Below are 21,107 nucleotides of genomic sequence, written 5' to 3'. Positions count from 1 at the left end.
GCCCCCGTGGCTGAGATGTTCTACGACGACGACGCCGACCTGTCCCTGATCCAGGGCAAGAGTGTGGCGGTCATCGGCTACGGCAGCCAGGGCCACGCCCACTCGCTGTCGCTGCGTGACTCCGGCGTCGACGTCCGCATCGGCCTGCAGCCGGGCTCGAAGAGCCGGGCCAAGGCCGAGGCCGAGGGCCTGCGCGTGCTCACCCCCGCCGAGGCCGCGGAGGAGGCCGACGTCATCGTCATCCTCGCCCCCGACCAGCACCAGCGGAAGCTCTACGCCGAGGAGATCGCCCCGGCGCTCACCGAGGGCGACACCCTCGTCTTCGGCCACGGCTTCAACATCCGCTTCGGCTACATCACCCCGCCCGAGGGCGTCGACGTCTTCATGGTCGCCCCCAAGGGCCCCGGCCACCTCGTGCGCCGCGAGTACGTCGACGGCCGCGGCGTGCCCGTGCTCGTCGCCGTCGAGAAGGACGCCTCGGGCTCGGCGTGGGACCTCGCGCTGTCCTACGCCAAGGCCATCGGCGGCCTGCGTGCCGGCGGCATCAAGACCACCTTCACCGAGGAGACCGAGACCGACCTCTTCGGCGAGCAGGCCGTGCTGTGCGGCGGCGCCTCGCAGCTGGTGCAGTACGGCTTCGAGGTGCTCACCGAGGCCGGGTACCAGCCCGAGGTGGCCTACTTCGAGTGCCTCCACGAGCTCAAGCTCATCGTCGACCTAATGTACGAGGGCGGCATCGCCAAGCAGCGCTGGTCGGTCTCCGACACCGCCGAGTTCGGCGACTACGTCTCCGGCCCCCGGGTCATCACGCCCGAGGTGAAGAAGAACATGGAGGACGTGCTCGCCGACATCAAGAACGGCGCCTTCGCCGAGCGCTTCATCACCGACATGGACAACGGCTCGCCGGAGTTCACCGAGTTCCGCAAGAAGGGCGAGGCGCACCCGATCGAGTCCACCGGCCGCGAGCTGCGCAAGCTGATGGCCTGGGTCAAGAGCCACGACTCCGACTACGTCGAGGGCACCTCCGCCCGCTGACCGGTCGGTCCCTCCCGGGACCGCTCCCGCAGCACCCGCCGAGCCGGCGCCCCACCCGGGGCGCCGGCTCGTGGCGTACGGCCGCCCGTGACGCGACGCGGCGCGCGCCGCGCGCGGAATGCCCCGTGCCCCGGGGCCGTTGGGGCAGGCATGCAGATCGAGATCTGGTCAGACGTCGTGTGCCCGTGGTGCTACGTCGGCAAGCGCCGGCTGGAGTCGGCGCTGGCCGACTTCGAGCACGCCGACGAGGTCGAGGTGGTCTACCGCTCCTTCGAGCTCGACCCCTCCGCGCCGCACCACGGCCACGAGAAGACCCTGCCGCAGCTGGCGCGCAAGTACGGCCGACCGGAGGACGAGATGCGCCAGATGGTCGCCTCGCTGGTCGAGACCGGCGCCGAGGAGGGCCTGGAGCTGCGGCTCTTCGACACCGTGCACACCAACACCGTCGACGCCCACCGGCTGCTGCACCACGCCCTCGCCGTCGGCGGGCCCGCGCAGCAGCGCGCGCTCAAGGAGGAGCTGCTCGCGGCGTACTTCACCCGGGCCGAGGACGTCGGCGACCACGACGTGCTGGTGGCCGCGGCCCGGGCCGCCGGACTCGAGGAGGGGCCGGCCCGCGAGGTCCTCGCCGGGCAGGCCCACGCCGAGGAGGTCGCCGCCGACGTCGAGCAGGCCCGGGCCTACGGCGCCACCGGCGTGCCGTTCTTCGTCGTCGACCGGCGCTACGGCATCTCCGGCGCCCAGCCGGCCGACGTCTTCGCCCAGGTCCTGCGCACCGCCTGGACCGAGGCCCACCCGCCGCTGCAGGTCGTGGGCGCGGGCGAGGCGGGGGAGGCCTGCGGGCCCGACGGGTGCGCGCTCTGACCCACACGTCGAGCGCTGGCCGGCGCTGTCCGGCGCCGGGCCCCGCCCACCCGTCCCGGTGGACGGGTGTGGCCCCGACGGTGTGACGGCGGTTACGGTCGGCGGGTGACCCGACGCCCGCCGCTGCGCGCCCTCGCCGCCCTGCTCGCCACGACCGCCCTGGGGGCCGCGCTCGCCGGTGGGCCGCCCGCAGCGGCGGCCGACCCCGGCCCGTCGGCGACGGCGGCCACGGGGGCGACGGCGGCGGCGCGGGAGAGCGGTGTCGGGCCGCGGCTGACGTCGTTCCCGGCCGCGCTGCTGCTGAGCAACCTGCTGCCCGACCTCGACCCGCCCGGCGCCAACGACTGGACCTGCCGTCCCAGCGCCGCCCACCCGCGCCCGGTCGTGCTGGTCCACGGCACGGTCGAGAACCGCTACGACAACTGGGCGCAGATGGCCCCCGACCTCGCCGCGGCCGGCTACTGCGTCTTCGCCCTCGACTACGGCAGCTACACCCGCACGCCTTACCGGGGCCTCTCGGACATCGCCGCGTCGGCCCAGGAGCTCTCGGCGTACGTCGACCGGGTGCTGGCCGCCACCGGTGCGGCCGAGGTCGACCTGGTCGGGCACTCGCAGGGCGGGATGATGCCGCGCTACTACCTGCGCTTCCTCGGCGGCGCCGACAAGGTCGACCAGCTCATCGGACTGTCGTCGAGCAACTACGGCACGACCTTCTTCGGCGTGCTCCCGCTGGTCGCCGCGCTCCCCGGCGGCGAGGGGCTCGTCGGCCTGGCGGCGCCCGCGATCCCGCAGCAGCGGCAGGGCTCGGACTTCCTGGCCCGGCTCAACCAGGGCGGCGACACGGTGCCGGGCGTGCGCTACACCGTCATCCAGACCCTCTTCGACAACGTCGTGACGCCCTACCGCAACGCCTTCCTCAAGGACCCCGGCGTCACCAACATCCTGCTCCAGTCGCGCTGCCCGCTCGACCAGAGCGACCACCTCAGCATCAGCTACTCGCCCAACGTCGTGCGGCTGGTCAAGAACCGGCTCGACCCCTCCACGGCCCGCTCCCTCTGCGTCTACTCCCCGCCGCTGCTCTGAGGCGCCCCCGCCAGGTCGACGACCCGGTCCACGCCGACGTCGTCGAGGAACGCCGGGTCGTGGCTCACCACCATCAGCGCCCCCCGGAAGGCGCCCAGCGCGCTCACGAGGGCGTCGTAGGCGGCCAGGTCGAGGTTGTTGGTGGGCTCGTCGAGCAGCAGCAGCCGCGGCGCCGGGTCGGCCAGCAGCAGGGCCGCCAGGGTCGCGCGGAAGCGCTCCCCGCCGGAGAGCACCCCCACCGGGCGCCCGGTGGCGTCGCCGCGGAAGCCGAAGCGCGCCAGCCGCGTCCGTGCCTCGTGCGGGTCGGCGCCCGGTGAGCGGTCGAGCACCCCGTCGAGCACCGTGCGGGCGGGGTCGAGCACGTCGAGGCGCTGCGGCAGCAGCGCCGTCGGCACGTACGTCGACACCGCGCCGGCGGCGGGCGGCAGCAGCCCGGCCACGGTGTGCAGCAGGGTGGTCTTGCCGGCTCCGTTGGGCCCCACCACCGCGACCCGGTCGGGGCCGTGCACGGCGAGGTCGACCGCGGCGCCGGTGCGCAGCACCAGCCCGGCGGTGTCGAGCACGCGCCGCCCCCGCGGGACCTCGGTGGCGGGCAGGTCGACCCTGACCGCGGTGTCGTCGTGGACCCGGCGCTCGGCCTCCTCGAGCCGGGCACGGGCTTCCTCGAGGCGCCCCTCGTGGACCGTGCGGTAGCCCGCGGCCGAGCGCTCCGAGCGGTTCTGCTGGTAGTCGATCTCGGCGCGTCCCATGCCACCGGCACGGGCGGCGCGCGCGCCCTGGCGCCGGCGCTGGGCGATCACGCGCTCGGCCTCGACCCGGTCGGCCCGCTGGCGGCGCAGCTCCGAGCGGGCCGAGGTGACGGCGGCCGCGGCGGCCTCCTGCTCGCCGCGCAGCTGCGCGGCGTAGGCCGACCAGCCGCCGCCGTACCACCGCACCCGCCCCGCGCGGAGGTCGCCGACGCGGTCGATCTGCTCGAGCAGCGCGCGGTCGTGGCTGACCACGACCAGGGTCCGGGGCCACGACGCCAGCACCTCGCCGAGACGTCGCCGCGCGGCGGTGTCGAGGTTGTTGGTGGGCTCGTCGAGCAGCAGCACGTCGGGTCGGCGCAGCAGCAGCCGCGCCAGCCCGAGCCGCACCACCTCGCCGCCCGAGAGCTCGCCGAGGCGGCGTCCGAGCACCCCGGCGGGCAGCCCGAGGCGGTCGAGCTCGGCCTCGGCGCGGTCGGGCAGGTCCCAGTCGTCGCCGATCTCGGTCACCAGCCGGGTCGCCCGCTCGTCGGTGGCCCCGGCCTCCAGCTCGCGCAGCGCGCGCCGCACCGACCCGACGCCGAGCACGTCGGCGACGGCCGCGCCGACGTCGAGGGTGAGGTCCTGCGGCAGCAGCCCGACCTCCCCGCGCACCGCGACGTGACCGGAGGTGGGCGTCAGCTCACCGGCCACCAGCCGCAGCAGGGTGGACTTGCCCGAGCCGTTGGCCCCGACCAGGCCGGAGCGGCCGGGGGGCACCGCGAGGTCGAGGGGCACCTCGCCCCCGAGGGCGGGGGTGCCGTCGGGCCAGGTGTGGACGACCCCCGCCAGCCGGATCGCGGGCGCCGGGTCCGGCGGCGGGGAGGGAGGACGAGGGGTGGGTGCGGGCACGGGGCCTCCTGAGGACGTGACGGATCGCGGGCGAGCGGGGCTCGCCGACGCGGGGACGTGGGCCTCAGAGGAGCAACCGGACCTGCCGTGGGGGAGGGGATGGGGCGGGTCCACGGTAGGTCGCCGCGGTGGCGCGGTGCCACCGCTTTCCCGTCGCCCGCGGCCGGTAGGGTGCGGGCCGCACAGCGTCGTGCACCGTCCCGTCCCCGCCGTCGTCCCGCGACCGCGCCGCGCCCCGCCCCGGCGGCCCGCGTCCCTCGCGGCCACGCGACGGGGACCCCCGTCGAGGACCAGCGAGGTCACCGCTCGTGAGCAAGCCCGTCGTCCTGATCTGCGAGCCGCTGAGCCCGGCCACCCTCGAGGCCCTGGGCCCCGACGTCGAGGTCCGCACCTGCGACGGCACCGACCGCGCCCGCCTGCTCCGCGAGGTCGCCGACGCCTCCGCGCTCGTCGTGCGCTCCGCGACGCGGGTCGACGCCGAGGTCCTGGCGGCGGCGCCCCGCCTGCGGGTCGTCGCCCGGGCCGGGGTAGCCCTCGACACCATCGACGTGCGCGCCGCCACCCACGCGGGCGTGGTCGTCGTCAACGCGCCCACCTCCAACGCGGTCTCGGTGGCCGAGCTGGCCGTGGGCCTGCTGCTGGCCGCCGCCCGGTGCGTCGTACCGGCCCAGGAGGCGCTGCGGGAGGGCCGGTGGGAGCGGGAGAGCTTCACCGGCACCGAGCTCTACGACAAGACCGTCGGCGTGGTGGGGCTGGGCCGCATCGGCGTGCTCGTCGCGCAGCGCCTCGCGGCCTTCGGCATGAAGGTGCTGGCCTACGACCCCTACGTCCAGCCCGGCCGCGCCGCCCAGGTCGGCGTGCGCCTGGTCGACCTCGCCACCCTGCTGCGCGACTCCGACGTCGTCTCGGTGCACCTGCCCCGCACCCCCGAGACCATGGGGCTGATCGGGGAGGCCGAGCTGCGGCTGGTGCGGCCCTCGGTCATCGTCGTCAACGCCGCGCGCAGCGGCGTCGTCGACGAGGCCGCGCTCCACGACGCCCTCGTCGAGGGAAGGGTGGCCGCCGCGGCCCTCGACGTCTTCGAGCACGAGCCGGCCACGGCCAGCCCGCTGCTGGGGCTGCCGGGCGTCGTGGCCACGCCGCACCTCGGCGCCTCCACCCACGAGGCCCAGGAGAAGGCGGGGCTGGCGGTCGCCCGGTCGGTGCGCCTGGCGCTGGCCGGCGAGCTGGTGCCCGACGCCGTCAACGTGCAGGGCGGCGTCATCGCCCACGACGTGCGCCCCGGCATCCCGCTGACCGAGCGGCTGGGCCGGATCTTCAGCGCGCTGGCCGGCGAGGCCGCCGCCAGCCTCGACGTGGAGGTGCGCGGCGAGATCACCGACCACGACGTCACCGTGCTCGAGCTCGCCGCCCTCAAGGGCGTGCTGACCGACATCGCCGAGGAGACCGTCTCCTACGTCAACGCCCCGCTGCTGGCCGCCGAGCGCGGCACCGCCGTGCGCCTCGTGGTCGACCCCGAGAGCCCCGACCACCGCAACCTCGTCACCCTGCGCGGCACCCTCGCGGGCGGCGCCACGGTCTCGGTCAGCGGCACCCTGGTCGGCATCGGCCAGCGCGAGCGGCTCGTGGAGGTCAACGGCTACGCCCTCGACATCGAGCCCACCGACCACCTGGCCTTCCTCACCTACGCCGACCGCCCCGGCGTCGTCGGCACCGTCGGGCGGGTGCTCGGCGACGCGGGCGTCAACATCGGCGGCATGCAGGTCTCCCGCGACGCCCCCGGGGGCCTGGCCCTCGTCGCCCTCTCGGTCGACTCCGCCGTGCCCGCCGACGTGCTCGCCGCCATGGGGCGCGCCATCGACGCGGTCTCCGTGCGCGCCGTCGACCTCACCTGAGGAAGCCCGGGCGAGGTGGGCCTCAGGCGACGGTGACGCGGTCGCGGGCGGTGTGGGAGCGGCCGCGGCCGCGGGCCACGACGTCCCAGGCCTCGGCCAGGCGGGCCACGGCGTCGTCGAGCTCGGCGGCCGGGCGCGACCAGGGCAGCCGCACGAAGCGGTCGAGGCCGCCGTCGGCGGCGAAGACCGGGCCGGGCGCGACGAGCACGCCGCGTCGCTCGGCCTCGTCGGCCAGGGCGCTGGCCCGCGCCGCCGGCAGCTCGCACCACAGCGCCAGCCCACCGCCGGGCAGGCGGAAGCGCCACCCGGGCAGGCGCGAGCGCACCGACGCCGCGAGCGCGTCGCGCTGCGTGCGCAGCCGGGTGACGTGCTCGGGCAGCACCGGCCCTCCGGCCAGCAGCCGCGTCAGCACCAGCTGCTCCATCACCGGGGAGCCGAGGTCGAGCACGAGGCGGGCCTGGGTGAGGGCCTCCACGCGGTGGTGAGGTGCCCTGATCCAGCCCAGCCGCAACCCGCCCCAGAAGGACTTGCTGGCGCTGCCGAGCGTGATCGTGTCGGGGGAGTGCAGGGCGAAGGGTGCGGGCATCGCCTGCCCGTCGAGGGCCAGGGCCTGGTGGGCCTCGTCGACCACCGCGACCGTGCCCGCGGCGCGCAGGTGGGAGGCGTAGCGCTCGCGCTCCTCGTCGGCCATGAGCAGGCCGGTGGGGTTCTGGAAGTCGGGCACGAGGTAGGCCAGGGCCGGGCGGCTGCGCCGCAGGGTGCTCGCGACGGCGTCGAGGTCCCACCCGTCGGGGTCCACCGGGCAGGGCACCAGCCGGGCGCCGGCGTTGCGGATGGCGCCGGTCGCGTTGGGGTAGACCGGCGACTCCACCAGCACCCGTGAGCCCGGCCCGGCGAAGGCCCGGGCCACGATCGCGGCCGCGGAGAGCGCACCCGGGGTGACCAGCACCTGCGCGGGGTCGGTGGGCAGGCCCCGTGCGGCGTACGACGCGGCGATCGCGGCCTGGAGCGCCGGCATGCCGGCCGGGAAGTAGCCGTGACCGCCGAGGTGGGCCGGCAGCAGTGCCGCGGCCTCGGCGAAGGCGGCGGCCAGGCCCGGCGGCGCGCTGGCCGCGGCGCAGTTGAGGTCGAGGGCCTCGGCGTCGTCGGGGCCGGGCAGCAGGGCGCGGTCGTGGGCCCGGCCGCGCCCGCCCGGCAGCCGGGCGAAGGTGCCGGCGCCCTGCCGGGCCTCGGCGAAGCCGGTCTCGCGCAGCGCGGCGTAGGCGCGGGTGACGGTGGTGCGCGAGACGGCCAGCGCCTCGGTGAGGTCGCGCTCGCTGGGCAGCCGGGTGCCGTAGCCGATGCGGCCGTCGCCGATGAGCAGGGTGAGGGCGTCGGCGAGGCCGAGGTAGGCCGGGGAGCGGTCGAAGCCGCCCACGAGCGCGGCCAGGCGCGAGGCCGACACGGTCGTGGCGCTCAGCGGCAGCGGGCCCGGGTCGGGGCGCCGCGCACCGGTCGCGCTGTGGGCCGCGCTGCGGACGGAGGTGGCCTGGGTCATGCAGACCACTGTCCCACGATTGGCTATTTGTCCACAGACCAATCGGACGCAGGCTGGGGTGGTGCCCACGACCACCGCCTCGCGACGCCCCCGACCCGCCCTGGCCGACCTCGGACCCGTCGCCCAGCTGCGGGCGGGGCGCCTGGGCCGCCGGCTGCCCCAGCTCGCCGTCGGCCTCGTGCTCTACGGCGTGTCGCTGGCCATGATGGTCCGCGGCGACCTGGGTCTGGCCCCCTGGGACGTGCTGCACTCGGGGCTGGCGGGCCTGGTGCCGCTCACCCTCGGCCAGGTGATCGTGGCGGTGAGCTTCCTGCTGCTGCTCGCCTGGGTGCCGCTGCGCGAGGTGCCGGGCCTCGCCACCGTCGCCAACGCCGTCGTGGTGGGCCTCTCCGCCGACGCCACGCTGGCCCTGCTCGAGGCGCCGCAGGGCTGGGCCGCCCGCGCCGCCCTCATGGTCGGCGGCGTCCTGCTGTGCGGCTTCGCCAGCGCGCTCTACATCGGCGCCCAGCTGGGTCGGGGTCCCCGCGACGGGCTGATGACCGGGCTGAGCCGGCGCACGGGGCTGTCGCTGCGGCTGGTGCGCACCGGGCTCGAGGTGAGCGTCGTGCTGCTCGGCCTGGCCCTCGGCGGGGTGCTCGGGCTCGGCACGGTGCTCTACGCGCTCGCGATCGGCCCGCTGACCCAGGCGATGCTGCCGTCCCTCACGGTCGACCTGCGCCTCGACCCCGCCCGCGGACCCGCCGCAGGCGGCTCCTGAGGTCCGGCGGGCCGGAGCCTCAGCGCCGGGTGGCGATGAGGGTGGAGGCGTCGGAGGCCACCATCACCTCGACGGTGGTGAAGCGGGGGTCGGTGAGCCACTGCTCGCGCAGGGTGTCGACGCGGCCGTAGCTGATCGGCGGCCAGACCTCGCAGGGGGTGAAGTCGTCGAGGACGACGATGCCGCCGGCCTCGACCAGGTCGGCCACGGCGTCGACGCCGACCTCGGTGGGCTCCCCGGAGTCGAGGAAGAGCAGCGAGAAGGGGCCCTTGTCGAGCAGGGTCGACCAGTCGGCGGCCAGCACCTCGACCTGACCGTCGTCGACGAAGATCTCGGAGGCGGCGCCGGCCAGGCGGGGGTCGAGCTCGGCGGTGACGATCCGGGTGGCGTCGTCGCGCACCCCCGAGCGCAGCCAGGCCGTGCCCACCCCGCAGCCGGTCCCGAACTCCGCCATCGTGCCGGAGCGGGTGGCGGCGAGCGTCGCCAGCAGCCGGCCGGTCTCGTTGCGGCAGAACGACACGTACCCCGCGCGCCGCGAGACCGCGAACGCGCGGGCGACCACGTCGGGAAGGTCGGGAGGGGCGCTCATGCGCCGAGTCTCCCACTGCGGGACGGCCGTCTCGGATCGCGGACGAATTCCGGAAAGCGGTGGCCGGCGTCCGGAATGCGAGGCTACCGTGGTCGCACCATGCGGAGCATCCTCGTACTCATCGAGCGCCGCGGCGGGGCCCAGCAGTAGATCTGCTCAGAGAGGCCACCTCGCCGCGGTGGTCGTCGTACGTGGTCTCTCGGCACTGCTGGATCGATGACGTCCCTGCCGGTCGGCCCGTGCGCCACGCGCGACCCGCCCCCCGCACGGCCCGTCCCTCGTGCGATCCGCGAGCCGACCCGCCCGCCCGTGTGGGGTGTCGTCGTTTCAGCCGTGCCGCGAGCCGCACGGCGCCACCGCCGTCGGCCGGCGCCCCGCCGGTCGGCGCGACCGACCGGGTCACGACCCGGGAACGAGCCCGGGAACGAACCCAGGACCGAAGGAGACACCGATGTACGACATGTACCCCGAGTGGGGACCGGCCAGCCACGACCCCGAGAACCCCCGCAGCCGCGAGGCACTCCAGCGCTCGCTCGACCAGCGGGACGACGGGGGCGAGCGGCCCGACGACAACTAGCCTTCCGCGCATGACCGACCCGAACGCCGCCCCCACCTCCGGAGCACCCTCCGGGCCCGCCACCGGCACCGTGCGCCTCGCCGTCATCCCCGGCGACGGCATCGGGCCGGAGGTGACCGCCGAGGCCCTCAAGGTCCTCGACGTGGTCGCCCCCGCGGGAGTGACGTTCGAGCAGACCCACTACGACCTCGGCGCCGAGCGCTACCTCGCCACCGGCGAGGTGCTGCCGGACTCCGTGCTCGGCGAGATCCGCCAGCACGACGCCATCCTCCTCGGCGCGGTCGGCGGCAAGCCCAACGACCCGAACCTGCCCCCGGGCATCCTGGAGCGCGGCCTGCTGCTGCGGCTGCGCTTCGAGCTCGACCACTACGTCAACCTGCGACCCTCCCGGATCTTCCCGGGCGTGACGTCGCCCCTCGCACGCCCCGGCGAGGTCGACTTCGTGGTGGTCCGCGAGGGCACCGAGGGCCCCTACACCGGCAACGGCGGCGCCCTGCGCGTCGGCACCCCGGCGGAGGTCGCCACCGAGGTCTCGGTCAACACCGCCTTCGGCGTGGAGCGCGTCGTGCGCGACGCCTTCGCCCGCGCCCAGCGCCGGCCCCGCAAGAAGCTCACCCTGGTCCACAAGACCAACGTCCTCGTGCACGCGGGCGCGGTGTGGTGGCGCCTGACCCAGCAGGTCGCCCGGGAGTTCCCCGAGGTCACCGTCGACTACATGCACGTCGACGCGGCCATGATCTTCCTGACCACCGACCCCGCGCGCTTCGACGTGATCGTCACTGACAACCTCTTCGGCGACATCGTCACCGACCTGGCCGCCGCCATCACCGGTGGCATCGGCCTCGCGGCCTCCGGCAACGTCAACCCCGACCGGACCGCCCCCAGCATGTTCGAGCCCGTGCACGGCTCCGCGCCCGACATCGCGGGCCAGCAGAAGGCCGACCCCACCGCGGCGATCCTCTCCGCCTCGCTCCTGCTCGACCACCTCGGGCACCCGCAGGCGGCCGCCGTCATCGAGGCGGCGGTGATCGCCGACCTGGCCGAGCGCGCCGGCTCGCGCCCGACCGCCGAGGTCGGCGACGCGATCGCCGCACGCGTCGGCGGCTGACCGGCCCCACCGCTCACGGACGCCTCCTCCCGACCGGGGGGAGGCGTCCGCGCGTCACCGGGGCCGCACGACCGCGTCGTACGTCGCCCCGCCCCGCCCCGTCCCAGCCCGTCCCCGCCCGCCGCGGCCGCCCACACCGCGCCGGGCCCCACCACCGAGGTCGACTACCGTGAGCCCCATGCAGATCAGCACCACCCTGACGTCCACCCCCGTCGACGACGCGCGCCTCGCGGGCATCCTGGGCGACCCCGGGTTCGGCAACTTCTTCACCGACCACATGCTCACCGTGGAGTGGACCCCCGAGGCCGGCTGGCACGACGCCCGCATCGAGCCCTACGCGCCGCTGAGCATCGACCCGGCCTCGGCGGTGCTGCACTACGCGCAGGAGACCTTCGAGGGGATGAAGGCCTACCGTCACGCCGACGGCTCGGTCTGGTCCTTCCGTCCCGAGGAGAACGCGAAGCGCATGGCGCGCTCCAGCCACCGCCTCGCGCTGCCGGTGCTCGACCCCGCCGACTTCGTGCAGGCCGTCGACGCCCTCGTCGAGGTCGACCAGCGGTGGGTGCCCGACACCACCGCGCCCGGCGCGGGGGAGAAGAGCCTCTACCTGCGACCGTTCATGTTCGCCTCCGAGGTGTTCCTGGGCGTGCGCCCGGCCCAGCACGTCACCTTCATGGTCATCGCCAGCCCCGCCGGGGCCTACTTCAAGGGCGGTGTGAAGCCGGTCAGCCTGTGGCTGACCGAGGAGTACACCCGCGCCGGCCGGGGCGGCATGGGCGCGGCCAAGACCGGCGGCAACTACGCCAGCTCGCTGGTCGCCCAGCAGGAGGCGATCGCCCAGGGCTGCGACCAGGTCGTCTTTCTCGACGCCCAGGAGGGTCGCTACGTCGAGGAGCTCGGCGGCATGAACCTCTACTTCGTGCACCGCGACGGACGCATCGTCACCCCCGCGACCGGCACGATCCTCGAGGGCATCACCCGCGCCAGCATCATCGAGCTGGCCCGGGAGATGGGCCACGTCGTGGAGGAGCGCAGGTTCTCCATCGACGAGTGGCGCGAGGGCGTCGCCAGCGGCGAGATCACCGAGATCTTCGCCTGCGGCACCGCCGCCGTGGTCACCCCCGTCGGAGCCCTGAAGTGGGACGGCGGGGAGGTGCCCTGCGCCGCCGAGGCCGGCGAGGTCACCACCGCCGTGCGTCAGGCCCTCGTCGACGTGCAGTTCGGTCGCGCCGAGGACACCTTCGGCTGGATGCACCGCATCGTCTGACGCCCGGCCGGCCGCTGCGGGCGTTCCGGCCGGGAGCCGGTCGGGGCGGGTAGGGCGTCCGCGACGCGGGCACCGGTCTGGCCGCGCACTGCCGAGTGAGGTTACCCTTACCTAAGTCGCTCGCGCAGACGGCGCGGGCACCGGCGGAGGGTCGAGCCATCAGCGTCGTCGCGGAGACCGGCACAGCGCCCCACGCCCCCCAGGGACCGCCGCAGGGTCGAGGTGGCGGGGAGCGTCGTGAGGACGGCCCGCGGGCGCCCCGCACGACCCTGCGCGGCGTCGTGGCGCTGGTCGTCCTGCTGCTCCTCGTGGCCGTGGTGGCCCTCGCGAGCCTGGCGTGGGGGGCGCGCGACGTGGCCCCGGGTCAGGTGTGGCGTGCTCTGGTCGACCCGGTGGCCGGTGACAACGACCACCTCGTCGTGCGCGACCTGCGGGTGCCGCGCACCCTGATCGGCCTCGCCGCCGGCGCCGCGCTCGGCGCGGCGGGAGCGCTCATGCAGGGCGTCACCCGCAACCCCATCGCCGACCCCGGACTCCTCGGCATCAACGCCGGCGCCTCGCTCGCCGTGGTCGCGGCCATCGCCGGACTCGGGGTGGCCTCGACCGCCGCCTACCTCCCCTTCGCCTTCGGCGGTGCCGCCGTCGCCGCGCTCGTCGTCTACGGCGCCGCCTCGCTCGGCTGGGAGGGCGTCACTCCGGTCAAGCTCGCGCTGGTGGGCGCCGCCTTCACCGCCACGGCCACCTCGGTCATCACCGTCGTGCTGCTCACCGACCGCCGCACCCTCGACGAGTACCGCTTCTGGCAGGTCGGGTCGCTGGCCAACCGCCCGCTCGACGTGCTCACCACCGTCCTGCCCTTCGTCCTCGTCGGGCTCGCCCTGGCGCTGGCCGCCGGGCGCGTGCTCAACGCGCTCGCGCTCGGCGACGACGTGGCCCGCGGGCTGGGCCAGGACGTCACCCGGGGCCGCCTGCTGGTGGTGACCGCGGTCGTGCTGCTGTGCGGGTCCGCGGTCTCCCTGGTGGGCCCGATCGCCTTCGTGGGGCTCGTCGTGCCCCACGTCGCGCGCGCGGTGGTCGGTCCCGACTACCGGTGGATCGTGGTGCTCTCCACCGTGCTGGGCCCGGTCGTGCTGCTCCTCGCCGACGTGGTCGGCCGTCTCGTCGCCCGCCCCGGCGAGGTCGAGGCCGGTCTGGTCGTCGCGGTCATCGGCGCCCCCGTGCTCGTCGCGCTCGTGCGCCGCTCCCAGGCGGTGGCGGCGTGAGCGCCCCGTCCACCACGCGCACCGGCCCCGCCTCCGCAGGTCGGCCGCAGGGCCCGTCCGGCGCCACCGCGGGCCGGGTCGCGCCCGACGCGTCGTCGCCGGGCCCGGTCGAGGTCGCGCGCCGCGGGCTGGTCGCCGGCCGTCGCCGGCGCCGGCGCCGGCGCGCCGTCGTGACCGTGGCCCTGGCCGCCGTCGCGCTCACCCTCTCGGCCCTCGCCCTCATGCTCGGCGACTTCCGCCTCTCGGTGGGCCAGGTCGTGGGCGCCCTCGTCGGCAGCGACGACGACCTCGCCGCCCGCTTCGTCGTGGTCGACCTGCGCGCCCCCCGCCTCGTGCTCGGGGTGCTGGTCGGGCTGGCCTTCGGCCTGGCCGGGGCGCTCTTCCAGTCGGTGCTGCGCAACCCGCTGGCCAGCCCCGACGTCATCGGCATCTCCCAGGGCGCCAGCGCCGGCGCCGTGGCCGCGCTGCTGCTCGGTGGCGCCACCGGTGCCGCGGTCTCCGCCTCCGCGCTGGTCGGCGGTGCCCTCGTCGGCCTCCTGCTCTACGCCGTGGCGTGGCGGCAGGGCATGACCGGCCACCGCTTCGTGCTCGCCGGCATCGGCGTGGCCTACGTCTGCAGCAGCGTGGTGGGCTACCTGCTGACGCGCAGCGAGGTCAACGAGGCGCAGGCCGCGCTGCTGTGGATGACCGGCAGCCTGGCCCAGGCCACCTGGGGCCTCGTCGTGACCCTGGGGGTGGCCCTCGCGGTGCTGGTGCCGCTCGTCGTGCTGGTGGCCCGGGGCCTCGACCTGCTGCTGCTCGGCGACGAGCAGGCCGCCGGGCTCGGCATCCGCCCCGAGGTGGTGCGCGCCCTGGTCATCGCCCTGGGGGTGGCCCTGGCCTGCGTGGCGACCGCCGCCGCCGGCCCCGTGGCCTTCGTCGCCTTCACCGCCGCTCCCGTCGCGCGCCGCCTCCTCGGCGACGGCTCGCTGGCCCTGCTCCAGGCGGCCCTCGTCGGGGTCGTGCTCGTCGTCGGCGCCGACGTCGTGGCCCAGCACCTCCTGCCCGCCGACCTGGCCGTCCCCGTCGGTGTGGTCACCGGCGCCGTCGGCGGCCCCTACCTGATCTGGCTGATGGCCAGCGGACGCACCCGGACCGCGTGAGCCGGACGTCATGAGAAGGAGATCCCGCATGACCGGCACCACCGCATCCCCCCTCGACCGCCCGCTCGGCGGCGGTCCCGCCGGACCCGACGAGGCCTCCGACGCGGGCCCGGCGAGCGGTGCCTTCCACGCGCCGGTCCGGCTCGTGGCCCGCGGGCTCGAGCTGGCCTACGACCAGCGCACGGTGGTGCACGGCGTCGACCTCGCCGTGCCGCCCGGCCGGGTCACCGTGATCGTCGGGGCCAACGGCTGCGGCAAGTCGACCCTGCTGCGCGGCCTGGGCAGGCTGCTGACCCCGGCGGCCGGCCGGGTCGAGCTCGACGGGCGCGACCTGCGCTCGGTGCGCCCGCGCGAGGTCGCCGCCGTGCTGGGGCTGCTGCCGCAGCAGCCCCTGGCACCGGAGGGGATCACGGTCGCCGACCTCGTCGGCCGCGGTCGCCACCCCCACCAGGGCGCCTTCCGACGCTGGAGCGCCGCCGACTCCGACGCGGTGGCCGAGGCGCTCGCCCTCACCGACACCCACGAGCTGGCCGCCCGCCGGGTCGAGGAGCTCTCGGGCGGTCAGCGCCAGCGCGTGTGGGTGGCGATGATGCTGGCCCAGGACCCCCGCATCATGCTGCTCGACGAGCCCACGACCTACCTCGACATCGCCCACCAGGTCGACGTGCTCGACCTGCTCGCCGAGCTCAACGAGCAGCGGGGCACGACGGTGGTCATGGTGCTGCACGAGCTCAACCTCGCGGCCCGCTACGCCGATCACCTGGTGGTCATGCACGAGGGGCGGCTGCTGTGCGAGGGGAGCCCTGCCGACGTGCTCGACGCCGACTGCGTCGAGCGAGCCTTCGGGCTGCGCGCGCAGGTGGTGCCCGACCCGATCACGGGCTCGCCGATGGTCGTGCCGGTCGGTCGGCGCGCGGCCGCGCGGGCTGCGCGCCCCGCGATCCACCCGGGCGAGCGGTCCGAGGTCCGGGTCGCGGACCGGGCGTGACGCACCGCCGGTCCGATCATGTAAGGTGAGCCTTACCTAACTCAACGACCGGGCTCGGCCGGTCCCGCACACCTGAGGAGCGGACGTGACGTCCCTTCGTCCCCTGAACCGCCGCGGCTCCCGCCGGGGCCTGGCCCGCCGGGTCGGCCTGCCGCTCGGCGCCCTCCTGCTGGCCCTCCCGCTCGCGGCCTGCGGCTCCGAGGAGTCCGGCGGCAGCGCCTCCGACGGCGAGTCGGCCGGTGGCGAGAGCTTCGAGCCCGTCACCATCGAGCACGCCTTCGGCGAGACCGAGATCGACGAGCAGCCCCAGCGCGTGGTCACCTGGGGCTGGGGCAGCTCCGACGCCGCCATCGCCCTGGGCACGATCCCGGTGGCCATGCCCAAGAACTCCTACGGCGCGACCGAGGAGGGCCTCATGCCCTGGCAGGAGGAGGCCCTCGCGGCCGCCGGCGCCGAGACGCCGACCCTGCTGACCGAGGGCACCGAGGTGCCCTTCGAGGAGATCGCCGCCGCCGGCCCCGACCTGATCCTGGCCAACTACTCCGGCATCACCGAGGCCGACTACGAGAAGCTCTCCCAGATCGCCGACACCGTCGCCTACCCCGACGAGCCGTGGACCACCCCGTGGCGCGACGTCATCACCACCGTCGGCGAGGCCCTCGGCCAGTCCGACGAGGCCGAGCAGCTGCTCGAGGACATCGACGGCGAGGTCGCCACGGCCGCCGAGGAGCACCCGGAGTTCGAGGGCAAGACCATCGCCGCGGTCGCCATCGACCCGACCGCCTTCTACGTCTACAAGGGCGCCGACCCGCGTGTGCAGTTCCTCGAGGACCTCGGCTTCGAGCTCGCGCCCAGCGTCGACGAGCTGAGCACCGACGAGTCGTCGTTCTACTACACGATCAGCACCGAGGAGGTCGACAAGCTCACCTCCGACGTCCTGCTGTCCTACGTCGCCGACGAGAAGACGCGCGATGAGCTCGCCGCCGACCCGGCCTACCAGGCCATGGAGCAGTTCCAGGACGACACCGTCGCCTCGGTGGTGGGGGAGTCCTACATCTCGGCGGTCTCGCCGCCGACCGCACTGTCGCTCACCTGGGGCCTCGACGAGTTCGTCGCCTCCCTCGAGCCGGCCGTCCAGGCCGCGGGCTGACCACCCGACCCCGCACCCCGGCCGCGGCCGGTCCCCCCGCTCCGGCGGGGCGACCGGCCGCGGCTGTCGCGGTTCCGGCGGCTCGCGACGGTAGATTGCCACGGTGACGACCTTCTCCCACGGGCGCTCCGGCGAGCATGCGACCTCGCCCCGCCCGCCCCAGCAGGCGGTCACGGTCGGCCCCTACACGCTGCTGACCAAGATCGGCGAGGGCGGCATGGGCGTGGTCCACCTCGCCCGCGCGCCCCACGGCGAGCGGGTCGCGCTCAAGGTGCTGCGCCCCCACATCGTGGGCGACGACGAGGCCCGCGCCCGGCTGGCCCGCGAGGTCGGGTCGCTCTCGCGCATCCGCAGCCGCTGGGTCGCCGAGATCAAGGACGCCGACCCGTGGGCCGTCGTGCCCTACGTCGCCACCCGCTACGTGCCCGGCCTCTCGCTGCACGACCACGTCGTGGAGGAGGGACGCGTCGAGGGCGAGGACCTCGTGTGGTTCGCCGCCTGCCTGGCCGAGGGGCTCGACTCGGTCCACGCCGTGGGAGTCCTCCACCGCGACGTCAAGCCGTCCAACGTGCTGATGGAGGGGCGCACCCCGATCCTCATCGACTTCGGTCTGGCGCGCGTGGCCGACGACCCCAAGCTCACCCACACCGGGTGGCTGCTCGGCACCCCCGGCTACCTCGCCCCCGAGATCCTCTACGGCGACGACGCCACCACCGCCTCCGACGTGCACAGCTGGGGCGCCACCGTGGCCTACGCCGGGCTGGGCCGCGCGCCCTTCGGTCGCGGCCCGTCGATGGCGATCATGGACCGCGTGCGCCGCGGCGAGCACGACCTGTCGGGGCTGGACGGCGACCTCGCCCAGGTCGTGGCCGCGGCCCTCCACCCCGACCCGGCGCGCCGGCCCACCCTGGCCGAGCTGCTGGCGTGGCTGCGCCCGCAGACCACCCGACCCGAGGCCGCTCCCGCCCCGCTGCCGGCCCCCGCCCGCGAGGACCCCTTCACCCTGCCGCTGGCGCTGGCCGCCGAGGCCGTCGCCCAGCGCCTCGGCCACCCCGCCGGGCCGGGCACCGACGCCGGTGCCCACCGCGCTGCCGACGCCGACGCCGCTGCCGACCCGGCCACCGACGTGCTCGCCGACCCCGCGTCCGTGCGCGACGACCCGGCCGTGGCCGACCCCCGGGTCGACCCCTGGGCCGACCCCTGGGCGGGGCCCGCGGGCGACCGGCAGGGTGCGGCGTACGACGGGCGGGGACCCGACGGCACGCTCGTGGACCGCGACCACCCGCCGACCCGTGTCTACGAGGAGGACCCCACCCGCCGCCTCGGCGACCCCGACCCCTGGTCGGCCCCCCGGCCCGAGGCCGGTCCCGGCGATCCCGCGGTCGCGCACCCCGGTGGGCGCCCGGAGGGGCACGACCCCGACGGTCCTGAGGGTCCGGGGGACCCCTGGGCCCACGAGCCGTGGGGCGCGCCGGTCGAGGTGGCCCGGGCCCCGCTGGCCGAGCGGGCGCGGCGGGCGACGCTGCTGGTGGCCGCGGCGGGCGCGGTGGGCACCGCGACGGCCGCCGCGCCGTGGGTGACCCTCGCCGTGCTGCTGGTCCTCGTCACCGTCCTGCGGGGCGGGTCGCTGGCCGGCAGCGTCGCCGCCGACCGGCGACGGGCCCGCGGGCCGAAGTGGTACGACGGCCCCCGCCTGCTGCTGGCCGCCCCCTGGACGCTGACCCGCTCGTTGCCGGCCACGGCGGTGCTCACCCTGTGGAGCGTCGGCCTCGGCCTGGCCGTGGCGCTGCTGTGCTACGCCGTCGCCGCCACCACCCCGACCATCCTCCTCGTCTCGGGCGCCACCGTCGCGGTGTCGCTGTGGGCCGGGCCGGGCGGCTCGCGGGTCCGCAGCCCCCTGGCCCGGGTGGTCGAGCCGGCCGCCCGCTCGGGCGCGCGCTGGGTGGTGTCGCTCGTCGTGCTGGTCCTCCTCGCGGCCGCCGGCGCCTTCGCCCAGGCGCAGGGCGGCACCCGCTGGACCCCCGACGACAGCCCGCCCCTGGCCGACGTCAGCCTGCCCTCCTGGTGGGCCGCCGGCTGAGCGACGGGCGCCCGGAGCAGCCGGTCCGCACCGCGCGGCCGCCCGACCCCACGGTCCCGAGGCGTGCCGGCCCGGTGGCGCGCGGTCGCGGTCCGCGCCGGACCACCGCCGGACCACCGCTGGACCACCGCTGGACCACCGCTGGACCACCGCCGGACCACCGCCGGACCACCGCTGGTCCGCTGCCGGACCATCACCGGACCACCACCCGCCGCTGCTGGGGGGAGGGGCACGACCGTGCCCCTCCCCATGGCAGCCGCGAGGTGGATCCTCCCGGGCCGCCGTACGAGACCGCACGGCCGGCGACGGGCCAGCGCCGGGCCGCATCGTGGGACCCCCTGTCGGGGGCCGGCCGCGCGTGGCAGCATGAGCGGCATGCAGCACCACGTCATCATTCGCTAGCGCGTCGAGCGCCCACCCGGGCCCCCGACGCGCCACCTCTCGCACGCGAGAGGTTTTTTTGTGCCCGGAACACGACGGAGACCACCGAGACCATGGACCTGCACGGCGACTTCCACGTCTACGACACCACCATGCGCGACGGCGCCCAGCAGGAGGGGCTCAACCTCTCCGTCGCCGACAAGCTGACCATCGCCACGCTCCTCGACGGCCTCGGCGTCGGCTACATCGAGGGCGGCTGGCCGGGGGCCAACCCCAAGGACACCGAGTTCTTCCGTCGTGCCGCCACCGAGCTCGACCTGCGCCACGCCCGGCTCGCGGCGTTCGGGGCGACCCGCCGGGCCGGCGTGCGCGCCGCCGACGACCCGGGCACGGCCGCCCTGCGCGACAGCGGCGCCGGCACCGTGACCCTGGTGGCCAAGGCGCACACCCGCCACGTGGAGCTGGCCCTGCGCACCACGCTGGAGGAGAACCTCGCGATGGTGCGCGACACCGTCACCCACCTGCGCGAGGAGGGCCAGCAGGTCTTCGTCGACGCCGAGCACTTCTTCGACGGCTACCGCCTCGACCGCGGCTACGCCCTCGAGGTGCTGCGCACGGCGGCCGAGGCCGGGGCCGAGGTCGTCGCGCTGTGCGACACCAACGGCGGGATGCTGCCGCCGTGGGTGGCCGACACCGTGCACGACGTCGTGGAGTCCCTCGGTGCGCGCGGGGCGGGCTCGGGGTCGGGCGGACTCCACGTGGGCATCCACGCCCACAACGACACCGGCTGCGCGGTGGCCAACTCGCTGGCGGCCGTCGAGGCCGGAGCTACCCACGTGCAGGGCTGCATCAACGGCTACGGCGAGCGCACCGGCAACGCCGACCTGGTCACCGTCGTGGCCAACCTCGAGCTCAAGACCGGTCGCGCCCTGCTGCCCGACGGCCGTCTGCGCGAGGCCACCCGCATCGCCCACGCGGTGGCCGAGGTGACCAACGTCCCGCCCGCGTCCCGCCAGCCCTACGTGGGCACCTCCGCCTTCGCCCACAAGGCGGGGCTGCACGCCAGCGCGATCAAGGTCGACCCGAACCTCTACCAGCACATGGACCCCGTCGGCGTCGGCAACGACATGAGGCTGCTGGTCTCCGACATGGCCGGTCGCGCCTCGATCGAGCTCAAGGGCCGCGAGCTGGGCTTCGACCTCTCCGGGGAGTCGCGCAAGGAGCTCGTGGGCCGCATCACCGACCGGGTCAAGGTGCTGGAGTCGCGCGGCTACACCTTCGAGGCCGCCGACGCCTCCTTCGAGCTGCTGCTCGTCGAGGAGGTCGAGGGCCGCCGCCCGTCGTACTTCGACGTCGAGTCGTGGCGCGTCATCACCGAGACCCGCGCGGGGGCGCCCGCGGGGGTGGAGGCGCTGTCGGAGGCCACGGTGAAGCTGTGTGCCGCCGACGTGCGCTACGTCGTGACCGGCGAGGGCAACGGTCCGGTCAACGCCCTCGACCAGGCCCTGCGCGCCGCCATCGGGCAGGCCTATCCCGAGGTCGCCCGCTTCGAGCTGATCGACTACAAGGTGCGCATCCTCGACCAGGGGCACGGCACCGACGCGATCACCCGGGTGCTCATCGAGACCACCGACGGGGAGTCGTCGTGGGTCACCGTCGGGGTCGGCGCCAACGTCATCGAGGCCTCCTGGGGCGCCCTCGTCGACGGCGTCACCTTCGGCCTGCGCCGCCACGCGGGCTGAGCCCCGGGGCCGG

Annotated in this window: 17 protein-coding genes; 14 read left to right on the top strand and 3 right to left on the bottom strand. The window is 75.7% G+C overall.

Features of this window, described 5'->3' with window-relative positions; translation table 11 throughout:
• The first annotated feature begins 6 nt into the window (after positions 1-6).
• The 3 genes from ilvC to IR170_RS14455 all read left to right on the top strand — a co-directional run bounded on the left by ilvC (position 7) and on the right by IR170_RS14455 (position 2,982).
• Positions 7-1,035 (top strand): ketol-acid reductoisomerase, encoded by a 1,029-nt coding sequence (ilvC, locus tag IR170_RS14465; RefSeq protein ID WP_308196087.1) that lies wholly within the window; start codon positions 7-9, stop codon positions 1,033-1,035.
• Positions 1,036-1,185: 150 nt separating this feature from the next.
• The gene (locus IR170_RS14460; protein WP_193665104.1) at positions 1,186-1,899 is read left to right on the top strand and encodes a DsbA family oxidoreductase; all 714 of its coding nucleotides are present in this window, start codon (positions 1,186-1,188) and stop codon (positions 1,897-1,899) included.
• A 105-nt stretch (positions 1,900-2,004) separates the two neighbouring features.
• On the top strand, positions 2,005-2,982 hold the full coding sequence (locus IR170_RS14455; RefSeq protein ID WP_319805098.1) for an esterase/lipase family protein: 978 nt from the start codon (positions 2,005-2,007) through the stop codon (positions 2,980-2,982).
• Here the strand turns inward: IR170_RS14455 and IR170_RS14450 are convergent.
• Positions 2,961-4,619: an ABC-F family ATP-binding cassette domain-containing protein gene (locus IR170_RS14450; protein WP_319805097.1), complete on the bottom strand. Its 1,659-nt coding sequence runs from the start codon at positions 4,617-4,619 to the stop codon at positions 2,961-2,963. The genes IR170_RS14455 and IR170_RS14450 overlap by 22 nt on opposite strands.
• A 308-nt stretch (positions 4,620-4,927) precedes the next feature.
• Here IR170_RS14450 and serA point away from each other — a divergent pair, with 308 nt between their 5' ends.
• Positions 4,928-6,514 carry a phosphoglycerate dehydrogenase gene (gene serA / locus IR170_RS14445; protein WP_193665102.1) on the top strand — a complete coding sequence of 529 codons (1,587 nt, stop codon included), beginning with the start codon at positions 4,928-4,930 and terminating at the stop codon, positions 6,512-6,514.
• Positions 6,515-6,536: 22 nt separating this feature from the next.
• Here the strand turns inward: serA and yczR are convergent, their stop codons facing one another.
• A complete protein-coding gene (gene yczR / locus IR170_RS14440; RefSeq protein ID WP_193665100.1) occupies positions 6,537-8,051 on the bottom strand; it encodes a MocR-like transcription factor YczR in 1,515 nt (504 codons plus the stop codon).
• A gap of 61 nt (positions 8,052-8,112) precedes the next feature.
• Between yczR and yczE the strand changes: the two genes are divergently transcribed.
• Positions 8,113-8,808, top strand: a complete 696-nt coding sequence (gene yczE, locus IR170_RS14435) for a membrane protein YczE (protein WP_193665098.1) — start codon at positions 8,113-8,115, stop codon at positions 8,806-8,808.
• A gap of 19 nt (positions 8,809-8,827) precedes the next feature.
• Here yczE and IR170_RS14430 read toward each other — a convergent pair whose 3' ends face one another.
• A complete protein-coding gene (locus IR170_RS14430) occupies positions 8,828-9,397 on the bottom strand; it encodes an O-methyltransferase (RefSeq protein ID WP_056904644.1) in 570 nt (189 codons plus the stop codon).
• Positions 9,398-9,848: 451 nt separating this feature from the next.
• Here IR170_RS14430 and IR170_RS20010 point away from each other — a divergent pair, with 451 nt between their 5' ends.
• From IR170_RS20010 to cimA, 9 genes are all read left to right on the top strand, one after another.
• On the top strand, positions 9,849-9,974 hold the full coding sequence (locus tag IR170_RS20010) for a hypothetical protein (protein WP_264674828.1): 126 nt from the start codon (positions 9,849-9,851) through the stop codon (positions 9,972-9,974).
• Between the two features lie 10 nt (positions 9,975-9,984).
• Positions 9,985-11,082 (top strand): 3-isopropylmalate dehydrogenase, encoded by a 1,098-nt coding sequence (locus IR170_RS14425; RefSeq protein WP_193665096.1) that lies wholly within the window; start codon positions 9,985-9,987, stop codon positions 11,080-11,082.
• A 178-nt stretch (positions 11,083-11,260) separates the two neighbouring features.
• Positions 11,261-12,349, top strand: a complete 1,089-nt coding sequence (locus IR170_RS14420) for a branched-chain amino acid aminotransferase (protein WP_056862313.1) — start codon at positions 11,261-11,263, stop codon at positions 12,347-12,349.
• A 281-nt stretch (positions 12,350-12,630) separates the two neighbouring features.
• Complete coding sequence (locus IR170_RS14415; RefSeq protein WP_319805096.1) at positions 12,631-13,611, top strand: FecCD family ABC transporter permease; 981 nt, start codon at positions 12,631-12,633, stop codon at positions 13,609-13,611.
• Positions 13,608-14,753 carry a FecCD family ABC transporter permease gene (locus IR170_RS14410; RefSeq protein ID WP_193665094.1) on the top strand — a complete coding sequence of 382 codons (1,146 nt, stop codon included), beginning with the start codon at positions 13,608-13,610 and terminating at the stop codon, positions 14,751-14,753. Before IR170_RS14415 ends, IR170_RS14410 begins: the two co-directional genes overlap by 4 nt.
• A 28-nt stretch (positions 14,754-14,781) precedes the next feature.
• The gene (locus IR170_RS14405; protein ID WP_193665092.1) at positions 14,782-15,741 is read left to right on the top strand and encodes an ABC transporter ATP-binding protein; all 960 of its coding nucleotides are present in this window, start codon (positions 14,782-14,784) and stop codon (positions 15,739-15,741) included.
• A gap of 85 nt (positions 15,742-15,826) precedes the next feature.
• Entirely contained in the window at positions 15,827-16,891 is a 1,065-nt protein-coding gene (locus tag IR170_RS14400; protein ID WP_319805095.1) for an iron-siderophore ABC transporter substrate-binding protein, read from the top strand.
• Positions 16,892-16,994: 103 nt separating this feature from the next.
• Complete coding sequence (locus IR170_RS14395) at positions 16,995-18,971, top strand: serine/threonine-protein kinase (protein ID WP_193665090.1); 1,977 nt, start codon at positions 16,995-16,997, stop codon at positions 18,969-18,971.
• 494 nt (positions 18,972-19,465) lie between these two features.
• On the top strand, positions 19,466-21,094 hold the full coding sequence (gene cimA / locus IR170_RS14390; RefSeq protein ID WP_193665088.1) for a citramalate synthase: 1,629 nt from the start codon (positions 19,466-19,468) through the stop codon (positions 21,092-21,094).
• Positions 21,095-21,107 lie beyond the last annotated feature (13 nt).

This window comes from Nocardioides kribbensis, from assembly GCF_015070375.1.
In the GTDB taxonomy this organism is placed as follows: domain Bacteria; phylum Actinomycetota; class Actinomycetes; order Propionibacteriales; family Nocardioidaceae; genus Nocardioides; species Nocardioides kribbensis.
The sequence above is the reverse complement of the archived record's forward strand: the minus strand, read 5'-3'. Positions and strand labels throughout refer to the sequence as shown.

Excerpts from the sequence above, each read along its gene's own strand:
- cimA (WP_193665088.1), top strand. The coding sequence starts at position 19,466 with ATGGACCTGCACGGCGACTTCCACGTCTACGACACCACCATGCGCGAC.
- IR170_RS14430 (WP_056904644.1), bottom strand. The coding sequence starts at position 9,397 with ATGAGCGCCCCTCCCGACCTTCCCGACGTGGTCGCCCGCGCGTTCGCG.
- IR170_RS14425 (WP_193665096.1), top strand. The coding sequence starts at position 9,985 with ATGACCGACCCGAACGCCGCCCCCACCTCCGGAGCACCCTCCGGGCCC.
- yczR (WP_193665100.1), bottom strand. The coding sequence starts at position 8,051 with ATGACCCAGGCCACCTCCGTCCGCAGCGCGGCCCACAGCGCGACCGGT.
- IR170_RS14420 (WP_056862313.1), top strand. The coding sequence starts at position 11,261 with ATGCAGATCAGCACCACCCTGACGTCCACCCCCGTCGACGACGCGCGC.
- IR170_RS14405 (WP_193665092.1), top strand. The coding sequence starts at position 14,782 with ATGACCGGCACCACCGCATCCCCCCTCGACCGCCCGCTCGGCGGCGGT.
- IR170_RS20010 (WP_264674828.1), top strand. The coding sequence starts at position 9,849 with ATGTACGACATGTACCCCGAGTGGGGACCGGCCAGCCACGACCCCGAG.
- IR170_RS14460 (WP_193665104.1), top strand. The coding sequence starts at position 1,186 with ATGCAGATCGAGATCTGGTCAGACGTCGTGTGCCCGTGGTGCTACGTC.